This is a genomic window from Salinivibrio sp. SS3 (assembly GCF_001722105.1).
In the GTDB taxonomy this organism is placed as follows: domain Bacteria; phylum Pseudomonadota; class Gammaproteobacteria; order Enterobacterales; family Vibrionaceae; genus Salinivibrio; species Salinivibrio kushneri.
The window spans coordinates 21,906-41,129 of sequence record NZ_MEBQ01000033.1; the positions used below are offsets into that span (position 1 = coordinate 21,906).

At 50.2% G+C, this 19,224-nt stretch carries 18 protein-coding genes; 10 read left to right on the forward strand and 8 right to left on the reverse strand.

Features of this window, described 5'->3' with window-relative positions; genetic code table 11:
- Positions 1–181 precede the first annotated feature (181 nt).
- Entirely contained in the window at positions 182–1,726 is a 1,545-nt protein-coding gene (locus BGL48_RS11035) for a DUF3369 domain-containing protein (protein WP_069362685.1), read from the reverse strand.
- Between the two features lie 371 nt (positions 1,727–2,097).
- Here BGL48_RS11035 and BGL48_RS11040 point away from each other — a divergent pair, with 371 nt between their 5' ends.
- From BGL48_RS11040 to BGL48_RS11050, 3 genes are all read left to right on the forward strand, one after another.
- Positions 2,098–3,981, forward strand: coding sequence for a methyl-accepting chemotaxis protein (locus BGL48_RS11040; RefSeq protein WP_069362686.1), 1,884 nt, complete (start codon positions 2,098–2,100; stop codon positions 3,979–3,981).
- Positions 3,982–4,069: 88 nt separating this feature from the next.
- Complete coding sequence (locus BGL48_RS11045; protein ID WP_077459259.1) at positions 4,070–4,363, forward strand: DUF3955 domain-containing protein; 294 nt, start codon at positions 4,070–4,072, stop codon at positions 4,361–4,363.
- 54 nt (positions 4,364–4,417) lie between these two features.
- On the forward strand, positions 4,418–4,693 hold the full coding sequence (locus BGL48_RS11050; RefSeq protein ID WP_069362687.1) for a YrhK family protein: 276 nt from the start codon (positions 4,418–4,420) through the stop codon (positions 4,691–4,693).
- A gap of 128 nt (positions 4,694–4,821) precedes the next feature.
- Here BGL48_RS11050 and BGL48_RS11055 read toward each other — a convergent pair whose 3' ends face one another.
- Positions 4,822–5,142 (reverse strand): AzlD domain-containing protein, encoded by a 321-nt coding sequence (locus BGL48_RS11055; protein ID WP_069362688.1) that lies wholly within the window; start codon positions 5,140–5,142, stop codon positions 4,822–4,824.
- Positions 5,139–5,861, reverse strand: coding sequence for an AzlC family ABC transporter permease (locus tag BGL48_RS11060; RefSeq protein WP_069362689.1), 723 nt, complete (start codon positions 5,859–5,861; stop codon positions 5,139–5,141). The genes BGL48_RS11055 and BGL48_RS11060 overlap by 4 nt, the downstream gene beginning before the upstream one ends.
- A 182-nt stretch (positions 5,862–6,043) precedes the next feature.
- Here BGL48_RS11060 and BGL48_RS11065 point away from each other — a divergent pair, with 182 nt between their 5' ends.
- A complete protein-coding gene (locus BGL48_RS11065; RefSeq protein WP_069362690.1) occupies positions 6,044–6,421 on the forward strand; it encodes a hypothetical protein in 378 nt (125 codons plus the stop codon).
- Here the strand turns inward: BGL48_RS11065 and BGL48_RS11070 are convergent.
- Complete coding sequence (locus tag BGL48_RS11070; RefSeq protein ID WP_069362691.1) at positions 6,418–7,428, reverse strand: Preprotein translocase subunit SecY; 1,011 nt, start codon at positions 7,426–7,428, stop codon at positions 6,418–6,420. The genes BGL48_RS11065 and BGL48_RS11070 overlap by 4 nt on opposite strands.
- A 271-nt stretch (positions 7,429–7,699) precedes the next feature.
- Here BGL48_RS11070 and BGL48_RS11075 point away from each other — a divergent pair, with 271 nt between their 5' ends.
- The 4 genes from BGL48_RS11075 (at position 7,700) to BGL48_RS11090 (ending at position 11,970) form a co-directional block, all read left to right on the forward strand.
- Positions 7,700–8,041, forward strand: a complete 342-nt coding sequence (locus BGL48_RS11075; RefSeq protein ID WP_069362692.1) for a TraR/DksA family transcriptional regulator — start codon at positions 7,700–7,702, stop codon at positions 8,039–8,041.
- A 70-nt stretch (positions 8,042–8,111) separates the two neighbouring features.
- Positions 8,112–9,317: an MFS transporter gene (locus BGL48_RS11080; RefSeq protein ID WP_069362693.1), complete on the forward strand. Its 1,206-nt coding sequence runs from the start codon at positions 8,112–8,114 to the stop codon at positions 9,315–9,317.
- A 278-nt stretch (positions 9,318–9,595) separates the two neighbouring features.
- Positions 9,596–11,110: a SulP family inorganic anion transporter gene (locus BGL48_RS11085; RefSeq protein ID WP_069362694.1), complete on the forward strand. Its 1,515-nt coding sequence runs from the start codon at positions 9,596–9,598 to the stop codon at positions 11,108–11,110.
- Between the two features lie 11 nt (positions 11,111–11,121).
- On the forward strand, positions 11,122–11,970 hold the full coding sequence (locus tag BGL48_RS11090; protein ID WP_069362695.1) for a universal stress protein: 849 nt from the start codon (positions 11,122–11,124) through the stop codon (positions 11,968–11,970).
- Between the two features lie 122 nt (positions 11,971–12,092).
- On the opposite strand, the gene BGL48_RS11095 is transcribed toward BGL48_RS11090, so the two are convergent.
- From BGL48_RS11095 to BGL48_RS11105, 3 genes are all read right to left on the reverse strand, one after another.
- A complete protein-coding gene (locus BGL48_RS11095) occupies positions 12,093–12,641 on the reverse strand; it encodes a hypothetical protein (protein WP_069362696.1) in 549 nt (182 codons plus the stop codon).
- A 133-nt stretch (positions 12,642–12,774) separates the two neighbouring features.
- Positions 12,775–13,275, reverse strand: a complete 501-nt coding sequence (locus tag BGL48_RS11100) for a response regulator (RefSeq protein WP_069362697.1) — start codon at positions 13,273–13,275, stop codon at positions 12,775–12,777.
- Positions 13,272–15,227, reverse strand: coding sequence for an ATP-binding protein (locus tag BGL48_RS11105; RefSeq protein WP_069362698.1), 1,956 nt, complete (start codon positions 15,225–15,227; stop codon positions 13,272–13,274). The genes BGL48_RS11100 and BGL48_RS11105 overlap by 4 nt, the downstream gene beginning before the upstream one ends.
- 183 nt (positions 15,228–15,410) lie before the next feature.
- On the opposite strand from BGL48_RS11105, the gene BGL48_RS11110 reads away from it, so the two are divergent.
- Both BGL48_RS11110 and BGL48_RS11115 read left to right on the forward strand, forming a co-directional pair.
- On the forward strand, positions 15,411–16,706 hold the full coding sequence (locus BGL48_RS11110; protein WP_069362699.1) for a DUF945 family protein: 1,296 nt from the start codon (positions 15,411–15,413) through the stop codon (positions 16,704–16,706).
- A 65-nt stretch (positions 16,707–16,771) separates the two neighbouring features.
- Positions 16,772–17,512 (forward strand): flagellar brake protein, encoded by a 741-nt coding sequence (locus BGL48_RS11115; protein WP_083238566.1) that lies wholly within the window; start codon positions 16,772–16,774, stop codon positions 17,510–17,512.
- Between the two features lie 88 nt (positions 17,513–17,600).
- Here the strand turns inward: BGL48_RS11115 and BGL48_RS11120 are convergent, their stop codons facing one another.
- Positions 17,601–19,223 carry a VRR-NUC domain-containing protein gene (locus tag BGL48_RS11120; RefSeq protein ID WP_069362701.1) on the reverse strand — a complete coding sequence of 541 codons (1,623 nt, stop codon included), beginning with the start codon at positions 19,221–19,223 and terminating at the stop codon, positions 17,601–17,603.
- Between the last annotated feature and the right edge of the window lies 1 nt (position 19,224).

The window sequence follows — 19,224 nt, forward strand, 5'->3', positions numbered from 1 at the left end:
AGAAGAAAAAACGGCCCTCACCGTAAGGAGTGGTGACTAGGGCGCGTGATTTATAGCATGGATGAGATGTCACCATGGTTGTACACCGTGATGGCGTAGGCAGACGAATAACTGACGTCGCGTCGCGAAACGCCTCTGAAATAAAAAGTGTGGTCATAAAAAGGCCCGTTAAGGGCCATGGCTAATCTGGGTATTCAGCACGAATAGCGACAAAGTCGTCCCAATGCTCAAGGAGTAAATCGACCAGTTTGGGCTCAAAATGCTTGCCGCGCTGGGCGATCAGCTCTTGGCGAATATCATCATCCGTCCATGCTTCCTTGTACGACCGCTTTGAGCCAAGGGCATCGAATACATCGGCCAGTGCTGAAATTCGGCCACTAATTGGGATGGATTCGCCTTCGAGGTGATTGGGGTAACCCGTTCCGTCCCATTTCTCGTGGTGGGTGGCAGCAATCTCTTTGGCTTCGACGATCAAGCGCCGTTTGGAGTGGCTGAGAATTTCGACGCCGTATTCGACATGCTTTTTCATCGTTTCCCATTCATCCGCATCGAGTTTTCCCGGCTTGTGTAAAATCGCGTCGGGGATAGCGACTTTACCGACATCATGAAGTGGGGAGCCGTGTTTGAGCAGCATGGTTTTGTGCTCGTCCAGACCATAGAGTTGGCCTAACTTTTCACAGAACAAAGACACCCGTTGCACATGGGCACCGGTTTCTTTACTGCGCGCTTCGACTGCATTGGCTAGGTTGTAGACCAATTCTTTCGAGGTCTCACGCAAATCGACCATAAGGCTTAAGTTTTCGAATGTTAGGCCTATATTCTGCATATAGATCTTAAGCAGCTGTTGGTCCAGCTCAGAGAGCGTTGTGGCATGATTGACGTACAATAAAAACTCGACATCTTCATCGTCGCGATGAAAAAGGACAAAGCCATTGTCAAACTGAATGCTTTGTTGTTCATCGAGTGCTTGCTGGCATCGCTCTGAGACGATTTTAGGTAACTTCTCAAACGCACACTCACTGTAACAGTCGACGTATTCTCCCGTCGCCGCCAACGTCAGCGCACGTGACTCTTCAGCACCGGGGCGCGGTTGTACCACGCAATAAAACGCGGAGTCATGAATGTGAAGGAGAGAGGTTAATTGCTCCAACACCGCGGTGGCATAGTGTTGTAAATTGGTGGTGTTCTGTACGTTTGCAGAGGCCTCAATCACCCGTTTGAGCCCCTGTTTTTGCTCCTCAATCATGCACAAGTCACGATAAGAGCGGAGCATCGAATAAAGCAGGGTTTTGAGCTTCTGGGTTGTCAGCTCCGTTTTTTCTTTGTAATCATCAATGTCGTATTCGCGGATCACCCGATCTTCTGGTGCTTGGCCGGCTTGTCCGGTGCGCAATACCAAGCGGATCACGTGGTCATTTTTCTCGTCGCGTATGTAGCGAACTAAGTCTAAGCCCGCATGTTCGGTTTCCATGACTACATCAACCAATGCGAGCGCAATATCAGCTTCTTTTTCGAGAATCTCTCTAGCTTCCTGCCCAGACAGAGCCGATAGAATTTCTAGAGGACGTCCTTGAAACGTGAACCCCGTTAGCGCAAGCCGTGTGACTTCATGCATCAGATCATCGTCATCAATCAGCAGTATACGCCATGGCGCTGCACCAGATGCTGAATTGGTCTCATGAGACTTGGGAGATGCGCCGTCACGTTGATCTGCAAACAAGTCCATTCACTTCGCCCCTATTCGCGTTTATCTCAGTTAGTTAAAGCGTAGTTTAGGACTTTCAAAGTTGCGAGGAGGGAGTGATTGATAGTTAAGTGACTTTCCTTGGGTTTGTTACCGTTCTCTGATCTGGCGCAGTATCTGAGCTAACTGGGCTGCTAGCCTTGGCATTGACAAGCCGTTGCCTAGAGGCTTAACGCCAGAGGCGTTGCATAACCTTGGTTATTTTATCGCCTGTTGACAACAGCTTGAGTAATTCTCTTACACAATTGTTGTGATATACCTATCAGTTGTATGGCGCTTATTTTGCGGGTGGCAAATAACGCTGTTTTACTAAAATCATTATTAAAACACTATGACACACAAACAAGGCAGTTATGTTTAAAAAACTCTCCCTCAAACACAAGCTCGCGCTGTCGGCGAGTGTGGCCATCATTATCGGTGGTTTGCTCGTTGAAGCGTTATCGTTTCGTGCATCACTTGCCCGGTTGGACACCGAAGTGGCACAGCGGCTGGAAAGTACCACGGCATCATACAATCAATATGTGTCTGACTGGGTTGCTTCAAAAGAGCGTGCGATGACCTCACTGACCAGCGAGGCCGATGAGAACAATATGGTCACCCACCTTAAGCAAGTGCGCGATGCGGGTGGCTTTGACAACGTCTTCCTCGCCTACCCAGATGGCAGCCAGGATAACGCGAATGGCGTTGTACTACCGCCGGGTAATGACGATCCGCGTAAGTGGGGTTGGTATATCAACGCCAAAGCGGACCCGTCGAGTGTGTTTATGGATAATCCGACGGTTGCAGCGGCAACCGGCGCCAATGTGGTGTCGTTAGGTAAAGCGCTCCAGTTCAACGGCGACACCTTGGTACTCGGGGCGGATGTTGAAATTGGTGACATTATCGAAGGTCTCGAGAAGGTGATCTTGCCGGGTAATGGCTATATGTTTATCGCCAACAGCGAAGGCAATATTTTTACCCACGCGAACACCGACTTACTCAAGGAGCCAATTAACCAGCTAGGCTTGTCTTTTAGTACGGTGAAGTCCGCCATGAATTCCGGTGAAAGTGTGATGGCCGACGTGGGTGGGGAAGAAAGTGTGGTATATGCCAAACCCATCAAAGAGACCGGGTTAATCACTGTCACCGTGATTAACTATGACTCCTTAGTCGCGCCACTGTTTGATGCAGTCTGGGGGCAAATTGCGGTGACAATTGCAGTGGTTATTGCCTGTACGCTGCTGTTCAATCTGCTGGTGAATATTCTATTTAGACCGTTGACCAATGTCTCTAATGCCCTCGAGCAAATTGCCCATGGTAGCGGTGATCTGACTCAACGCATTGACGTTGAAAGTGAAGATGAAGTGGGGCAACTGGCGAAAAACTTCAACACCTTTGTGGGGAGTATGCATCAGTTGATTAGCCATATTCGCGAGCAAGCCGACCAACTCACGTCGCAGTCGGACAGCAGTACGGAACGGGCACGCCGCAACGTGGATGACATTAATCAGCAGCAGCAAGAAGTGACCATGGTGGCCACCGCCGTCACCGAGTTGGCCTCTGCGACACAAGAGATCGCCTCGCATGCTGAACACACCGCGAATACGGCGCAAGAATCGACCGCGAGTACTGATAATGGGCGTGCGGTGGTTGAAAATACCAAAACATCGATCACTCGGTTGTCAGATGAGTTGAAACAAGCCAGCACTATTGTTGCCGAACTAGATAAACACTCGCAGGAGATTTCGACGGTACTGTCGACCATTCAAGGGATTGCGGAGCAAACCAACTTGCTTGCACTCAACGCGGCCATTGAGGCAGCGCGTGCGGGTGAGCAAGGGCGAGGCTTTGCCGTCGTCGCTGACGAGGTGCGTATTCTGTCGCAGCGTACCCATGCTTCGACCGAAGAAATTAAATCCACGATTGAGACGTTGCAAACCACGACGGCAAGCGCGGTATCGACCATGGAAAGCAGCTCAGTGTTGGCGGGCGATTCTGTGTCTGATGTGGATAAAGCAACGGCAGCTCTGAGTGAGATTGATGCAGCGGTCAATCAGATCAGTGATATGGCGACGCAGATCGCGACCGCGGCAGAAGAGCAAACCCATGTGACAAGTGAAATCACACAAAACATCACCTCTATCAAAGATGTGTCTGAGCACCTGGTAAGCAGTGCTAACGATACCTCGCAAGAGGCGGATAATCTGCGTAGTCAGGCAACACAGCTGAGCGACAAGGTATCGACGTACAAGCTTTGATGCACCGTCGACCAAGACGCTAAATGAATCAGCCGCTACCCACGCATCATGCAAGGTAGCGGTTTTTTTGGAAAAAAATGTGAGAGGAATGGAACTTTTGCTGTGGTACTCAGTCCTAAAGGATACTGAAGCAACAGAAAAAGGTTTTATGTTAACCCTACTGCGACACTTTCGTACCTCGTTTATCCTCTTCCTCATCGGCACGGGTTGCCTGCTCGCCTTCAACCTTTCCACGCCACACATTGCTGCCAACGGCAGTCCAAACGAACCGTTCGCATTCATCCCGCTAGCCTGGTTGTTTTTAGGATTGAGTGCAGTCATGTTTGTTGTCAACATGGTGATAACCATGCTAGGCATTAAACGGCAACACCTTGATTGTTAATGCCACAAACCATTTAACGCCTGATTGTTAATACCAAGGTCCAGAGGAGGCAAGATGATACAGCGCAATGGCCCAGAACTGGATATTGATATTGGTAATAAGCATTTGGTGATCCAGCGTCGCTATGAAGCGTTGGGGGCATTTAACGATTTGCTAATTGCGATTTGGTTTTTGATCGGGAGCTTCTTTTTTCTCAATGATGCGTTAATAGAAAGCGGAACATGGTTGTTTATTGTGGGTAGCGCGCAATTGTTACTGAAGCCGAGTATCAAATTGATGGGCCTAGTCCATGTCTCGCGCGTGCAACAACGGGCGCAGAACACAGCATAACCAACGGTTACTCAATCAATTATAAATTTATTAGCCTCTGAGCCAAGAGGCGAATAAACCCAAGAGGCAGAGTGATGACCCTGCCTCTTGCTATGGTGGCATCGCACTGGTTGGTTTATTATCGCTATTTATCCCAGAACCCACAGCTGAAGGGCAACAAAAAAGCTAATCGATAGTCCGACCACTAACAAGGTGGATAACCGGGTACAGGCTAAACCGATCGCGACTAAAGCACCTAGTAAATAAGGATTGGTGGTCGAAATAGCCAGCTTATCCTCGGGAAAGAAGACAATCGGTACCCATAACGCGGTTAGAACCGCCGGGGCCGAGTAGGTAAGGAGTCGTTGCAACCGCGGACCAATGCGCACAGGGATGCTACGCGCCAGCAGCAGATAACGCACTGAGAAGGTGATCAGCGCCATGGCGACGAGGATTAACCAGTAACTCATGTTGCTGCCCTCCGTGTCGGTAACGATTCAGTCATTAGCCCTGCGACCATACCTACGCCAGTTGCAATGATTAATGCGTTAGGGATGTGGTAATAGGTGAACAGCAGCATACTGATACCGCTTGCCAAGGCACAAAGTAGCACGGGACGGGTTTTTATACTGGGTACGGTCAGGGCGATAAAGGTGGCCGCAATGGCAAAGTCGAGCCCGATGGCTTCCAAAGCTTTCAGCTGAGAGCCCGCTAGAATCCCCGCCAAGGTGGCAAGGTTCCAACCGATATAAAACGCGGCGCCCGTATACAGGGCGTAGTGTTTAGAAAATCTACCATGTTTGCTGGTGTGTGCGGTTGAAAGCGCATACATTTCATCGGTCAGTAAAAAGCCGAGGCCGAGACGCCATTTAAGCGGCAAGGGAGTGATGTACTGACGAAAGTGGGCACCATAGAGAAGGTGCCGTGCGCTAATCACCAGTGTGGAACCGAGCACCGCTGGCAAGCCTGCCGCATTGCCCACCATCATGGTGCCAGACAACTGCACCGCCCCTGCAAAAACCAGTAATGACATGGCTTGTGTTTGCAGCGCACTGAATCCCATTTGCAGCCCTAATGAACCGCAGAGTATCCCCCAAGGCAGGACGGCGAGGCACAGCGGACTAACATCGCCCAATGCGCGCCATAGTGATGCCTCTGGCGCATGCACCTCTTGTGCAGCCTTATGCATAGATCACCTTTTTGTTGTATTTGCTTGGTTATAAATTGTTTTTATCGGTAAGGTGCTAAAAGATCAGATAACGTACTGATTAACAAACTTACAAACTGTTTGTATCACATCACCGCCATGCCGCAAAGAGATGGGATTATCAACAGCCAGAGTGGCTCACTAAGACACAGAAAGGAAACACGATGAAAGCACCGCATCGCCTGAAGGGATCAACATCGCCAAGCGTGCATTTTCTCTATGTTTGGTTAGTGTCAACGGCAATAGCCAGTGCCGCTGTGGTTGGCGCATGGCAGGTGGGATGGGTCACATTGACGACGTTTGGGGATGGTGCATTTTACGTCGGGGGGCTCGTTTGGTCGGCGGCGGGGCTTGTGACGTACAGTCGTTACAAAAGCCGCTATTGGTGCCGTGATTCAGTGACCCAGCGGGCGCTCACGGCTCAACAGCACGCGATGGTGCTCGATTCATCGTCACAGCCCGATGACAAGCTCGGACTGTGGCTGTTTTTAAGTGGGCTTCCCGCCATGATACTCAGCGGTATACTGACGCTGTTGGCTTAACCCACCCAGTGATAATGGTGGTTCGGCTTTTTGGCGACCAATCCCTGTTGTTGTAAGTGGGTAAATAGGGTATCGACGGCCTCTTGGCTGAGTGCATACTCCGCCATCACGGCTTTCTTGCTACAACGTAACGTTTTGGCGGCTAACGCGGCTTTGATATCGGCATAAGGCGAATCTACATCCTCGTTAGGAACCTCTGAAGGCGTGGTGGATTCCGTGTCTATCTCATTAACACGAGAAGACTCCTTGGTGTTCAGAGGCGTAGGGGGTGTGGCATGTGGTTGACGATACCAATGGCGGAAACGCTGCTCTTCACCAATCACGCCGACAAAGAAAGCGGCGAATACATCGAGCAACACAGAGAGAAAAATCACCAGCCAAGATTGGGCCTGATCGGCACTGACGCCCAAGGTGTTCGCAAGATTGCTAATCAACCCCAAGATGGATCCCTGTGCCACCGCGGGTAAGCTATCGCGCTCTAACGCGAGCTGCTGTTGCTCTTTGCGTAATTGGTTGTTTTCTTTTTGTAATCGCGCCACACCCGTCGCAATTCTATCCAATTCGATATAACGCTCGGCGGCTTGATTGTTCAACGTGATTTGTTGCTCGATGGCGTTGATTTGCCGGTTATAAGCGTCAATCTGCGCTTGGGCTTGGCGCTGCTCACTTTGCGCGGCATTGGTGGCACTATTGATGCCGCCAATACTGCCGCCAATCGAGATTAAGGCCAAAATGAGATAAAAAGCCAAGGCTGACAGGGCGCCCACATAGTTGCCGTGCGCCCGGCGCTCACCAAACTCGTACCATGCATAAAACTTACCCGCTTCAAAAATCACTGCCAGTGCCCCGAACAACCACTGCATCAGCGGGTTATCGTCAAGGGATAAAAAAAGCAGTAGGGAAAAAATGGTAGAAGCCACAATGGCGGCGCCGGTAAAGCTGTACACACTTAACATGGCGAATCGCCCTTTGGGGAAGCGTAACGCCATCTTGGTTGGCGCTGACATGACTGGATTCATATTGTTGTTATTGTCTGTGATATTGAGAGGGCGCAAAGCCTAGCGCATCTCAGCCGATTTGTGTGTTAGGCAGGTGTGAAAATTCCAATGAATGCCTGCTTCCTCACCAACCTGCGCTAAAAAGCATCGTCAACTCAGTTAGGATTTGCCTATTAGTCACTATCAGAGAGTATCGAGCCGCATGATTTCCTCTCTATAGAGGAAAATGTCATAGTAAGCCTCTGGTTAAGGCAAATACTAATAGCTAAGGAATTCAAGTATGGATCTTAATAACTTTCATGCTCAGTTATCCGCGCTAGAAGCCGAGCTGTTGGCTGAACTAGAGGTAGGAGAACAAAATGGGGCGGATAGTACGGTTACACTAGACCAACAAAGTGTCGGCCGCTTGTCGCGAATGGATGCGATGCAGGGCCAACAAATGGCGCTTGAACAAAAGAGGCGTCGAAAAGAACGCTTATTACAGGTTAGAGCAGCCATTAAACGCATTGAAGATGAGGATTATGGGTTTTGTCTGGATTGTGATGAACCGATCAACCCGAAGCGCCTTGAAATTGATCCCTGCGCACAACGTTGTGTGGTCTGTGAGGAGAAACAGGCATGAGTATTAGCGCCTTCGAGAAGAACGACTCGTTGAGCCACCACCAGGTTATATCAGTTATTAATGGGAATATATGTTCGCGCGATCTTATGCGATTTTGATAAAAAACCAATGGCCGTTAATTGCTTTTGGCTTTCTGTCGATCTTTTTTGGCAACATTGGCCAATCGTTTTTCATCAGCTGGTATGGCAGCAGTCTTAAAGAGGCGCTGCTATTAAGTGATGCCACCTACGGCGGGATCTACGCCATTGCCACCATGACCAGTAGTGTGTTGGTGATTAGCTTTGGTGGTGTGGTGGATCGTATACGGGTCGACAAACTCCTGATCTTTTTCGCCATGTTACTGATGATCGCGTGTGCGCTGATGTATTCCGTTGACAGTGTGATAGGGCTGTTGGTGGGGTTCTTTCTATTGCGGTTTTGCGGACAAGGCTTTTTGCCTCACATCGCGCAGGCCACTGTGATTAAGCGTGCCCAGCAAGACAAAGGCAAAGCCATTAGCTTAGTCGGCAGTGGGGTTGCCATTGGCGAGGTGGTTTTACCCTCAATCGTCATTGGCTTGATCGCGTTTTTAGGCTGGCGAGAAAGCTGGTTATTCATTGGATCCACCCTGTTAGTGGTGTTTTTACCACTGGTGCTATTTCTGGTCCGAAAAGCCGATCTTAAACGGACGCGCATCGAAGCAGACCATCAAAACCAAGCCAGTGATGCCAGCCGACGACAAGTGATTCGCGACTGGCGCTTTTGGATGATCATACCCATTGCCTTGGTGACGCCGTTTTTGGTGACCGGCGTATTTATCCAACAGGACTTTATTCTGGCAGCCAAACAGTGGACGCCAGGTGTATTAGCGGGCAGTTTCGTCTTTTACGGGGCCGTACATTGGTTGAGTTCTGTTATCTCCGGCAGCCTGATTGATAAATACCGGTCGCGAAATGTGCTTATCTTAATCCCCATTCCACTTGTTCTCGGCCTAATGGTGATTGCCAATGTTAATCACACCCTTGCCGCACCGCTTTTCATGTGCCTTTTCGGTTTAGCGATTGGCGCAACCAATCCGGTGATTAATACCTTATGGGCAGAAATGTACGGGGTCTCGCATATTGGTGCCATTCGTTCTCTGGTGACGGGCATGATGATCCTGTCCACCGCCTTGGCACCTTGGGTGTTCGGCATGGTTATCGATATCGGTTGGACGCTTAACCAACTGATTTATGCCCTGATTGGGTTGATTCTCTCCTTTACCGTATTGCTAGTGCCTGTGTATCCACGCCTATAAACGGCAGCGCTGAACGTGGTGTGCGAAAGCGACCTTTGCCTGATGGCCAAAGTAAGCGAAAAAGAGGGCTGGCGAAAAGAATGAAATAAATCTGCGTCAAAAATATCACAATCATAGATTAACTATATGATTTATAAAAAATAAGTCTTTATTGGGCTAAAAAAGGGGAGTTGACGCTTGGTCAATAAGTGACTAGGATCACGCGTTTTGATTTTCAGGTGAAATCAGGCCTGAAATGCGCGCGACACCTTTTTTAACCCAATTTTGTAGAGACGTTCATGATAGATAGAATTCAGCGTGATTGGTTCTCCAATGTACGCGGCGATATGCTTGCGGGTATCGTTGTGGCATTGGCTTTGATCCCAGAAGCGATTGCCTTCTCGATTATTGCCGGTGTGGATCCGAAAGTCGGCCTTTACGCCTCCTTTAGTATCGCCGTGATTATTGCCTTTGTGGGCGGACGCCCGGGCATGATTTCCGCCGCAACCGGTGCGATGGCACTGTTGATGGTGACCTTGGTAAAAGAGCATGGGCTTGAGTACCTATTGGCGGCGACTGTGCTAACCGGGATACTTCAAATTGCGGCCGGTTATTTAAAACTCGGTAACCTGATGCGTTTTGTTTCTCGCTCAGTGGTAACCGGGTTTGTCAACGCGCTCGCGATCCTGATCTTTATGGCGCAGTTGCCAGAGCTTATTGGTCCGGAAATCATCCGCGAGACCGAAATCATGTGGCATGTGTATCCGATGACGGCTGCAGGCTTAGCGATTATCTATCTTTTCCCTTACGTTCCGCGTATTGGCAAAGTCCTTCCTTCTCCGTTGATGTGCATTCTCATTCTGACCGGTATTGCCATGGCGTATAACCTGGACTTGCGTACCGTGGGTGACATGGGTGATTTGCCTGATACCTTACCGGTCTTCCTATGGCCGGATGTGCCGCTAAACGTTGAAACCTTGGCGATTATCTTCCCATACTCAGCGGCACTGGCCGTGGTGGGCTTGCTGGAGTCAATGATGACCGCCACCATCGTTGACGACTTGACCGACACAGACAGTGAGAAAAACCGTGAGTGTAAAGGTCAAGGTGTTGCCAATATCGCCACCGGTTTCTTAGGCGGTATGGCCGGTTGTGCGATGATTGGTCAGTCGGTCATTAACATTAAATCCGGTGGACGTGGTCGTCTTTCTACCTTGTTCGCCGGTGTGCTACTGCTGATTATGGTGGTGTTCTTAAGCGATTGGATCAGCCAAATCCCGATGGCCGCACTGGTGGCGGTAATGATCATGGTGTCTATCGGTACCTTCTCTTGGGAGTCGATCGTTAACCTGAAGTCACACCCGCTATCAACCAATATCGTCATGGTCTCGACCGTGGTGGTCGTGGTGCTCACCCACAACCTTGCGATCGGCGTGCTGGTTGGGGTGTTACTTGCGGCCTTGTTCTTTGCCAATAAGATTGGCCGCTTTATGGTGGTGAAAAGCGAGCCGGAGGACAACGGCGATGCACGTACCTATCGTGTTGTGGGTCAAGTCTTTTTTGCCTCGTCAGATCAATTTTTGTCGTCGTTTGACTTCAAAGAAGCGTTGGAGCGTGTCACCATCGATCTCTCGGCAGCGCACTTTTGGGATATTACCTCCGTGTCTGTCCTTGATAAGGTGGTTATTAAATTCCGCCGTGAGGGTACCGAGGTGAATATCGTCGGCATGAATGATGCGACTGCGACCATCGTCGACAAGTTCGGCGTGCACGATAAGCCCGAAGAAGTAGAAAAAATGATGGGTGGCCACTAAGGAGACCGACCATGGAACAAATTACCGCGTGCGTAGATGGCCCGCATTATTCAAAGCAAGTCGCAGATTTAAGCGTTTGGGCCGCCAAGCGCTTGTCTGTGCCTTTGACACTTTTGCATGTGCTGGATAAATCCTCACACCAAGCGGAGCCTGAACTATCAGGCAACTTGGGCGTGGGCAGCCGTGAACAACTGCTACAAGAGCTGGTGGAGCTGGATGAGCAGCGTGCCAAGCTGGAAATGAAGCACGGCAAAGCCTTGCTGTCTGAGTTGGAAGAAGACGCTAAAGCCAAAGGGCTGGAAGACGTGCGCAAATTGCAGCGTCATGGCAACTTGGTGGAAACCCTGCTTGATATCGAGCCACAGACGCGAGTGTTAGTCTTGGGTAAATCCGGTGAGTTGCACCAAAACGATACCAAGGCAATCGGCTCACAGCTTGAAAGCGTGGTGCGCTCGATTAAAGCGCATACCTTGGTGGCTAACGGCGAGTTTTCAACACCTGAAAGCTACTTATTAGCGTTCGATGGCAGCGACATCAGCGAAAAGCTAGTGGAAAAAGCATTGAGCACCCCGCTGTTGGCAGGAATGACTTGTCACTTGGTGATGGTAGAAGATTCGCAAGAAAAGCTGGCAGCGTTTAAACGCGCAGCCGAGCGCTTGAAAACAGCGGGCGTCGATGTGGTTGAGGCTCAGCTAACCGGCGACGTTCATCGAGCGATTTTAGAGTACCAAGCGTCCAATCAAGTTGGATTGATCGTGATGGGAGCCTACGGTCACTCAAAATTACGTCAGTTCTTTGTGGGGAGTAATACCACTAAATTGCTGGTCGAGTCGACGGTACCCATGTTATTGATCCGTTAATCGCGAGCGGACAACGATAGCAATAAAAAACCCGCAGCGATGCGGGTTTTTTTTGATCTGACTGTCACTGTCTGGCGGCAATGCGCTATTGCTTGAAGGCAATGCACTACCGAGTGGCGTTATCAGTATTTAAAGCGCGTAGTAAACATAAATTGGTCACCGTACCACTCGTTAACCCGGTAGGCTGCCCCCAGTGAGAAGAGTTCAGTAGCATGGAAGCGCCCGTAGGCAGAGCCAAAGGTATCTTCTTCGTCATCAACGGTAAGTAGGCCGATTTCACCGCCTACTTCAACTTGTGGCCCAAGCCACTGGCGTATACCTAGGTTAACTTCCAAGCCGACATCGCTGTCAAAGTTATCTTTGTTCACGCCACGCGCGAGTAGCTCACCGGTTAAATCTGCCCAGTTGTTAATGGGCGCATGAAAGCCAATCCCAGCCGCCGTGTCCCAATCGGAATCAAACTCGGTATCCGCTTCGACGCGTACGTGCGCGTTGGGATGGATCGACATGCTAAATCCTGCACCATAGGTGAGTGGGCTAACACCGATGCGTCCTTCCAGATAGTCGTAACTGAAGTTACTCATGGTGGTGAGGTTGGCATCTTCTTCATTGGCCACGGCGCTGAACGAAGCCAAAGCGACAATCGCGCTGGCTAAAAGAGATTTACGCATTATCAATTCCACTTGTTATTGGTGTTCAAATCATTCTATAAGACGATTGCGCGCATAAACAAGCACATCCGCCCGTGAGTCAGGCTTTTTTACCGATTTTTGACCTACCGGGTGGTACGAGCTAGCTTGGTGACTACTCTGCGCCCATATCCCATTTGTTGCGATTGATGGCCTCTACAATTCGAGGCGTGTCCAGTACGCTGGTCCATGGCAATAAATTGGCTTCATGCGCGATGACATAGCTGGTGAGCTGGTCGGTCACCACACTGACCAAGGTCTCTTTTTGCCAAGGTTTAGCGAGGTAATAGTGCAAACTGGCGTGATTAACCGCAGAGACTGTGTCTTCCAACCCTGCCTGGCCGGTCAGTAACACTTTGCGTGTCGATGCGGTCTCTGGCTGATGGGCTAACTCAATCAAAAACTCTACGCCTAGCTCGCCGGGCATAATATGATCACACAGAATCAGTGCCAGCTTGGTGCCTTCTGCGGCCATGTCCGCAATGACTTCTCGTGCTTCTGCGACTGATTCTGCCGCTTCTATCTCAAAGTGGTCGGTAAACCCTTGCAAGTCATCGACCACGCTATCGAGCACGTCACGCTCATCATCGACACATAGGACTAAATATTGGCTCATCGTTGGGGCTCCTTACTGACAGAGGCGGGAAGTTCAATGGGTAAGGTGACGGCCATTGTGGTACCGATACCTAGCTGCGAGCGAGCCTGAATATCCCCGCCTTGCTCATGGATAATGGTTTGACACATGGTCAGGCCAATGCCTAAACCAAAGTGACCTTCGCGTTTGGTGGTGTAATTTAACGCAAACATTTTTTCTTGCTGCTCAGGCGTCATACCGGTGCCGGTATCACTGATCGACACTTCTATGGTGCCAGAGGCTTGGTCATTGAGTGTTTTTACTGTCACGGTCAGGGTGCCTGGTGTTTGCATCGCATCTAAGGCATTGGCAATGAGGTTTGTCCACACCTGCGCCAAGGCAGAAGGCTGAGCGATAATATCGGGCACCCAGTCATAGCGCTTTTCCAATTGGTGAGGCTTGAGTCGATGCTCAAATAAGGTGAGGGTATCGTCAATGTTCTCAATAATACGGGTGCGTTGGCGCTGTTCACTGTCTTGACGGGCGTAGGTGCGTAAGCTTTTGACGAGATCGGCAATACGCGCCGCGCACACATGATTAGAGCGTAATAACCGCCCACAGCGGGCGTATTGCTTCCAGGTAGTGAGTTCGCGACTAAAGTCCTTACCCAGATGTTGTTGCCAGGCTTGGATATCTTCAGGTTGATATAGTCCGATGTTGACTAAATCGCGCGCGATACGTTTATCCCCGGTGACGTCGCTTAAGGTGCGGGTATAGGTTCGCGCCGTCGCCGTTGATAAAGGGGTACTCTCGCGGTTTGTTTGTAAAAGCGACAGGGCTTGCTCGCGGCTGGCTGAGGCCAACGGCGTTTTTGCCACTTCCTCTAGGGCGTCTGCGAGTGCATCACTGTTGCGTAAAATCGCTGACACTGGGTTATTGAGTTCGTGAGCGACGCCCGCCACGAGTTGCCCCAGTAGTGCCATCTTTTCTTTTTCTAATAACTGGCGGTTGGCCTCGTCCAGTGAGGCGAGCGTTTGCTGCAGCTGGATTTCGGTATCGATACTGCGCTTTAAGCGTTGGTTAAAGTGCAGCAACAGGTATTGAATAAACAAGGGCAGCAGCTCAGAGCGGCTGGTCATTATTTTACTAAATAATACATGATCGATTTTGATCACCTGCGTCCGAGTGAGAGTGCGCCCCGTAGAGAAAGAAACGTCTCCGGTCACAAACGACATACTGCCAATCAAGCTGCCGGAAGACAGGGTGGAGACATGATGCTCTTGCCCTTCGTCATCTGTTTTATACAGCCCAACGTCGCCATCGGTGATAAACCACAAAAATGCATTGTCTTGATTTTCTTTGGTCAACACATGGTTGGCACTGTAGGTGCGGCACGCGCGACTCTCATCGTTGCCTTCAAAAAACGCATATAAACCGGCGATCACGCGATCAGCAATGGCCGCTTTGTCGGTCTCGCCTGGCGCTAACAATTGCGCTTGAAACTGGCTTATCTCGCGCTCAACTTGGGCATCTAATAAGGTGCGGTGATCTAACACTTCGGCGTAGCGCAGTAAATCATGTTGGCAATAGCGCAACACGTAGGTAGTCAGTTCTTTTTCGGCGACCCGCTGCATCTCCTCGGCTCGCCAAGGCTTGTGCATACAATAATTGAGTCGGCCCTCATTCACCGCCTGCAAAATAATATCGTATTGCGGTGCTTCACTGAGTAAAACAGTTCGTGCGCCTTGGCTCGCCGCGTGATTGTCGACATTGACCAATAAATCGATGCCTTGGTGATCGCCAGCAAGGTTATGGCAGATCAGTAATGCCACCTGTTGCTCGTTAGCCTCAAAGTCGTCGAGCATGGTATAGGCGTCGTCTGGGGTCTCTGCACTGCAAAGATCAAACACATCACGAAACGGCGCGAGGTCGTGAGACAACTGCTCTACCACGAAAGGGTCTTGGTCAATGCACAATATAACGAAAGGATTCATAGACTCTGCTGATTTACCACGACGATGCGTTTATTGTATGCATTTATCCATCACAATGATGCGAAATGGTCGACATTCATGACGAGACCCTCGGTATATTATGCTGCGCTATGACAGGGCGTTATCTTCAGCGCCTAATTTTAGTTACACTATGGCTTTTCGCATGCTTGAGGCAAAGAAAACATGTTTTTAGGAAAGTATGGTGCCATCGCTGGTGGCCTAGCGATTGTGGCGTGTTGGCCGTTTGCGACTGGCCAGATTGCACACTCGATGTATGAGCGAGAAGTCGACCAGCGTTCAACCCCAGAATTTACCCTCGAGCAGCAGACGTATGAGCGCGGGTATTTAACCTCGCAGGCGGTCACGCGTGTCGCATTTCAGGGTGAAACCAAAGCGATGCTTGCGCAGTCGGGCCTACCCGTTAGCTACGAAATCGCCTCAGAGATCTCGCACGGTGTATTTGGCGTGTCGTCAAGCAACACGTTAGTGATGACGCCTGAGCTACAAGCGATCACGCAAAGAGCGTGGCCCGGTAACCCAACCCCAATTCGTTTAGAGCTGGATACCTTGATGACAGGGGCATCCGATTATCACCTTACCGTCGCGCCTTTCTCGTTATCAGAGGCGAGCAGCAATCTGACCGCGAGTGAGCTAAGTCTACAAGGTGAGATTGACCGCAAAGGGCATGTTAAAGCCACCTTCTCTTTACCTGCACTGGCCTTCAATGACGATAGTGGGCAGCAACTCAAAGTGGATAGCGTGTCGGGGTCAGGAAGTGGCTATTTGCAAGATGGTCTGTGGATTGGTGAACAATCTTTATCGCTCGAGCAAGCGCACTTCAGTGATGTCAGTGGTCAATCCTTAAAGCTGGATAATGTAGAGCTTGAGATAGGGAATCAGTTGGTTGCGTCTGAGTCAACGTCAAGCCGTCAGCTAAACAATACCAACCAATTGACAGTAGGGACGATGGCGTTACCGAACAACACGCAGTGGCGGAACTTGGTGGTGGCACTCGATGCCAATCATCTTGATTACAGTGCCATGTCCCAAATCGCGTTACTCTCGTCGCAGTGGCAAGAAGGTGGCGCGCCAGTGAGTATGGAGGCCTTTGATCAAGCTTTGGTGCAATTGTTGCAGTCGGGGTTATCGATTGACTTGTCGCCTGCCAACTTAACCGTGCCAGAAGGGGATATCAGTGTCGACATGCACGTCGATGTGAAAGAGAGTGAGCCAACTGGCGTATTCAATCTCCAACAACTGGTCAATCAGGTCAGTGGTGAGCTGGATATCTCGGTACCCAACGGGGTGCTGACACAGTCACCATGGCAAACAAAAATACAAGATCTGACCAAAGCGGGCTTTGTCACACAAACCGATAAAAATACCGTGCTAACTGCCAAAATCGAGGGAAACCAAGTCGTCACCTCTAATGGCACCGCTGTACCGCTGGTGCAATTTGTGATGTTTATGTTGATGTAAACGCGCCTTGGGCACTGAGTTAAGACGCCGGTGCCCGTAGTTATCCATAACAATAAAAGCGAACGATGATGCAGTCTTTGCCTGAACTTAAGGCCAAAAAATACAAAACGGTGAGAGAAGAGACCGTCATGGGGTTACGTGCTATGGCATTTATGAAGCATGGCACCACGACGCAAGTGCAGATAAAGACACCAGTGGGACAAACGTACCGGTGTGAATGTACCTTTATCGGTTTTGATGGTGAAAAGCGCTTGTTCTTTTCGTTACCGACGGAAAACCTTAATCAAGTTAATCAATTTTTTATTGAGGGATATCGCCTGGCAGTCGATGCCGTCTCTGACGAGGGTGAGGGGGCCAAAGTGCGGTTTGCGTCTAAGATCTCAACCGTGCTCAAAACGCCAATCAATTTGGTCATGGTCGAGTTACCGCAACAAGCCAAGCTGATACAACAGCGCAAAGACAATCGTTATGAGTTAAACGTCAAAGGGGAAATCCCGCTCGATCATCGTCGTTTGCCCGTCAACCTTACCGATATTTCTGCAGGTGGCTGTGGGTTTAGTTTTGATGCTATTGCGCCCGTGTTTGAAAAACACCACCAAATGGCGATTCAAATCCAAGCACCAGACAGTGACGAGTGTTTTATCTTAAGTGGGCAAATAGAGAACCGGCAACAAAAATGGGGCATGCAGCGCTATGGCGTGTCGTTTGACCGCAGCGGTCTCAAACACTGCGAGGCGTTGATCAAACGGCTGGTTTACGATGGCTCTCATTACATTTTTAACCCCAATGCTGAAGCGAGTGAATGACAAGCTCACTTCAGGGGCTTGAGGCATGTCGCGTCAGAGGATGAGAGCCAGTGATAGGCCTATCCCATGTAGGATGCCCCTAGGTGCATCACTCATCCGGCGTGATATACGCCACCTTCGCTGGGATCGCATGCTGTTGAAAAAACTGTAACCAGCGTGTTTGGTGGGGCTGCAGTGTATCGCCTGGCCCCTTCACCTCCACCCATTGGTATGACGTACCTCGGCACATGAACAAGTCCGGATGGCCGCGGCGGTTATGGCGGCGGTCGAACAAGATGCGTTGAAAACAGGCGCGAAGCTGTGCTTGGTTTAGGTTGGTCAACGCAGCCTCAAGCAGTGGCCACTCTATGGCCGACCAATTGACCCACTCGTTAGTGGTGCCGTGCTTTTGCTGATAGTGTTGCGCCACCCATTCACGTGCTTGGTCAATCTCAGCGAGGCGCTGATCGATTTGTGTCTGCCGTTTAGCGACAAAGTCGTCGCTATAAAGATCTCGCGGCCCACGTTGAAATGGGTTAAGAAAGGCACCGCGGACAGGCAAAAATAAGATATCCCAAAAAAACAGCCCAAACAGTGCGTTAAGCAAGCTGTTTTCGCTAAACCATACCTGCCAGCCTTGCTGATGATAATAATCGGCCACCTCCTTTTCGACGCGCTGATTCAGCGGTAAAGCTAACGTCTCGGTGGGTAGTGAAGCCGGTTTAGCATGCGTTGAGGGAACTAAGCTGCCGATTGCACGAACCGGTTTTTGTTTCGCTAAGCGATAAGCGACGTCAAGCTCTTCCTCATCGTGTGGGGCTTGGAGCATGGTAGCGATGATGGTTGCAGCCGCTTTAATGTTACCTTGCTTTATTAAGATACGTGCGCGTCGTTCTTGGCTGGGTGGCTGAGTGGTGGTTTGATACAGTGACAAGGCGCTCGGTAAGTCATCCTGGCGCTCAAATTCGCGGGCAATGCGATTCACCAAGCGCTGCCGCTTGCGCTCGAGCGGTGCCCAGTCAAAAGGGGCTGGCAACCAGGGTGCTAACGCCAAGACTTCTTTAGGTTGCTTGTTTTTGCGTGCTTGCCATGCGGTTTCGTTTAACCCGGATAAGTGAAGCCAATCATCAATCTGACTTCGGTCGTTAAATAAGCGATCGGCTTGCCGAATGGGATAGGGCTCAAAGTGTTGGATACCCAGCTCCGCCACCACGAACTGGCTCAAATCCTGGCGCGAATTGCCAAAATAAAGCAGGCTTAATACCGGTAAGATGTTTGGCTGGTGACAAACCACCAACGTATAAGGGCTGTCGAGTGTGTTGCCATAGGTCGCTTCTATCGCCTGCCGCCACTGGCTTTTAGACGCACTCTTAGGGAGTTCTGTATCTGGAAAGGCTTCAATCAGTTGTGCTTTAGTGAGTAATTTAAATAACACCTCTGACGGGGCTGTATAGGTAAAACGAATAAAATGATGCTCTGCCAGGGTGTCGAGTAACGGCGGTGTCTCACCCAGCTCATGGTAATGTAGCGAATCGGCTAAAAACCAGTCGTGACGGCGCATCAGTAAACGCACCAGCAGACACTGTGCTTTGAAGCTAAGCTGTTGAAAGGTCGTTAGCCAATGGCGCTCGTTGCTTGTGAGCAGATCCCAGTCACGTTCGCAGACTAAATCCATCAAGTTTTGAAAGTTATGATGGTAATAATAGGGGCTAAGAGGATCGGGCTGTGTCATT

Excerpts from the sequence above, each read along its gene's own strand:
- BGL48_RS11035 (WP_069362685.1), bottom strand. The coding sequence starts at position 1,726 with ATGGACTTGTTTGCAGATCAACGTGACGGCGCATCTCCCAAGTCTCAT.
- BGL48_RS11120 (WP_069362701.1), bottom strand. The coding sequence starts at position 19,223 with ATGACACAGCCCGATCCTCTTAGCCCCTATTATTACCATCATAACTTT.
- BGL48_RS11050 (WP_069362687.1), top strand. The coding sequence starts at position 4,418 with ATGATACAGCGCAATGGCCCAGAACTGGATATTGATATTGGTAATAAG.
- BGL48_RS11100 (WP_069362697.1), bottom strand. The coding sequence starts at position 13,275 with ATGAGCCAATATTTAGTCCTATGTGTCGATGATGAGCGTGACGTGCTC.
- BGL48_RS11055 (WP_069362688.1), bottom strand. The coding sequence starts at position 5,142 with ATGAGTTACTGGTTAATCCTCGTCGCCATGGCGCTGATCACCTTCTCA.
- BGL48_RS11070 (WP_069362691.1), bottom strand. The coding sequence starts at position 7,428 with ATGTCAGCGCCAACCAAGATGGCGTTACGCTTCCCCAAAGGGCGATTC.
- BGL48_RS11040 (WP_069362686.1), top strand. The coding sequence starts at position 2,098 with ATGTTTAAAAAACTCTCCCTCAAACACAAGCTCGCGCTGTCGGCGAGT.
- BGL48_RS11045 (WP_077459259.1), top strand. The coding sequence starts at position 4,070 with ATGGAACTTTTGCTGTGGTACTCAGTCCTAAAGGATACTGAAGCAACA.
- BGL48_RS11090 (WP_069362695.1), top strand. The coding sequence starts at position 11,122 with ATGGAACAAATTACCGCGTGCGTAGATGGCCCGCATTATTCAAAGCAA.
- BGL48_RS11080 (WP_069362693.1), top strand. The coding sequence starts at position 8,112 with ATGTTCGCGCGATCTTATGCGATTTTGATAAAAAACCAATGGCCGTTA.
- BGL48_RS11060 (WP_069362689.1), bottom strand. The coding sequence starts at position 5,861 with ATGCATAAGGCTGCACAAGAGGTGCATGCGCCAGAGGCATCACTATGG.
- BGL48_RS11085 (WP_069362694.1), top strand. The coding sequence starts at position 9,596 with ATGATAGATAGAATTCAGCGTGATTGGTTCTCCAATGTACGCGGCGAT.
- BGL48_RS11115 (WP_083238566.1), top strand. The coding sequence starts at position 16,772 with ATGATGCAGTCTTTGCCTGAACTTAAGGCCAAAAAATACAAAACGGTG.
- BGL48_RS11075 (WP_069362692.1), top strand. The coding sequence starts at position 7,700 with ATGGATCTTAATAACTTTCATGCTCAGTTATCCGCGCTAGAAGCCGAG.
- BGL48_RS11110 (WP_069362699.1), top strand. The coding sequence starts at position 15,411 with ATGTTTTTAGGAAAGTATGGTGCCATCGCTGGTGGCCTAGCGATTGTG.
- BGL48_RS11095 (WP_069362696.1), bottom strand. The coding sequence starts at position 12,641 with ATGCGTAAATCTCTTTTAGCCAGCGCGATTGTCGCTTTGGCTTCGTTC.
- BGL48_RS11065 (WP_069362690.1), top strand. The coding sequence starts at position 6,044 with ATGAAAGCACCGCATCGCCTGAAGGGATCAACATCGCCAAGCGTGCAT.
- BGL48_RS11105 (WP_069362698.1), bottom strand. The coding sequence starts at position 15,227 with ATGAATCCTTTCGTTATATTGTGCATTGACCAAGACCCTTTCGTGGTA.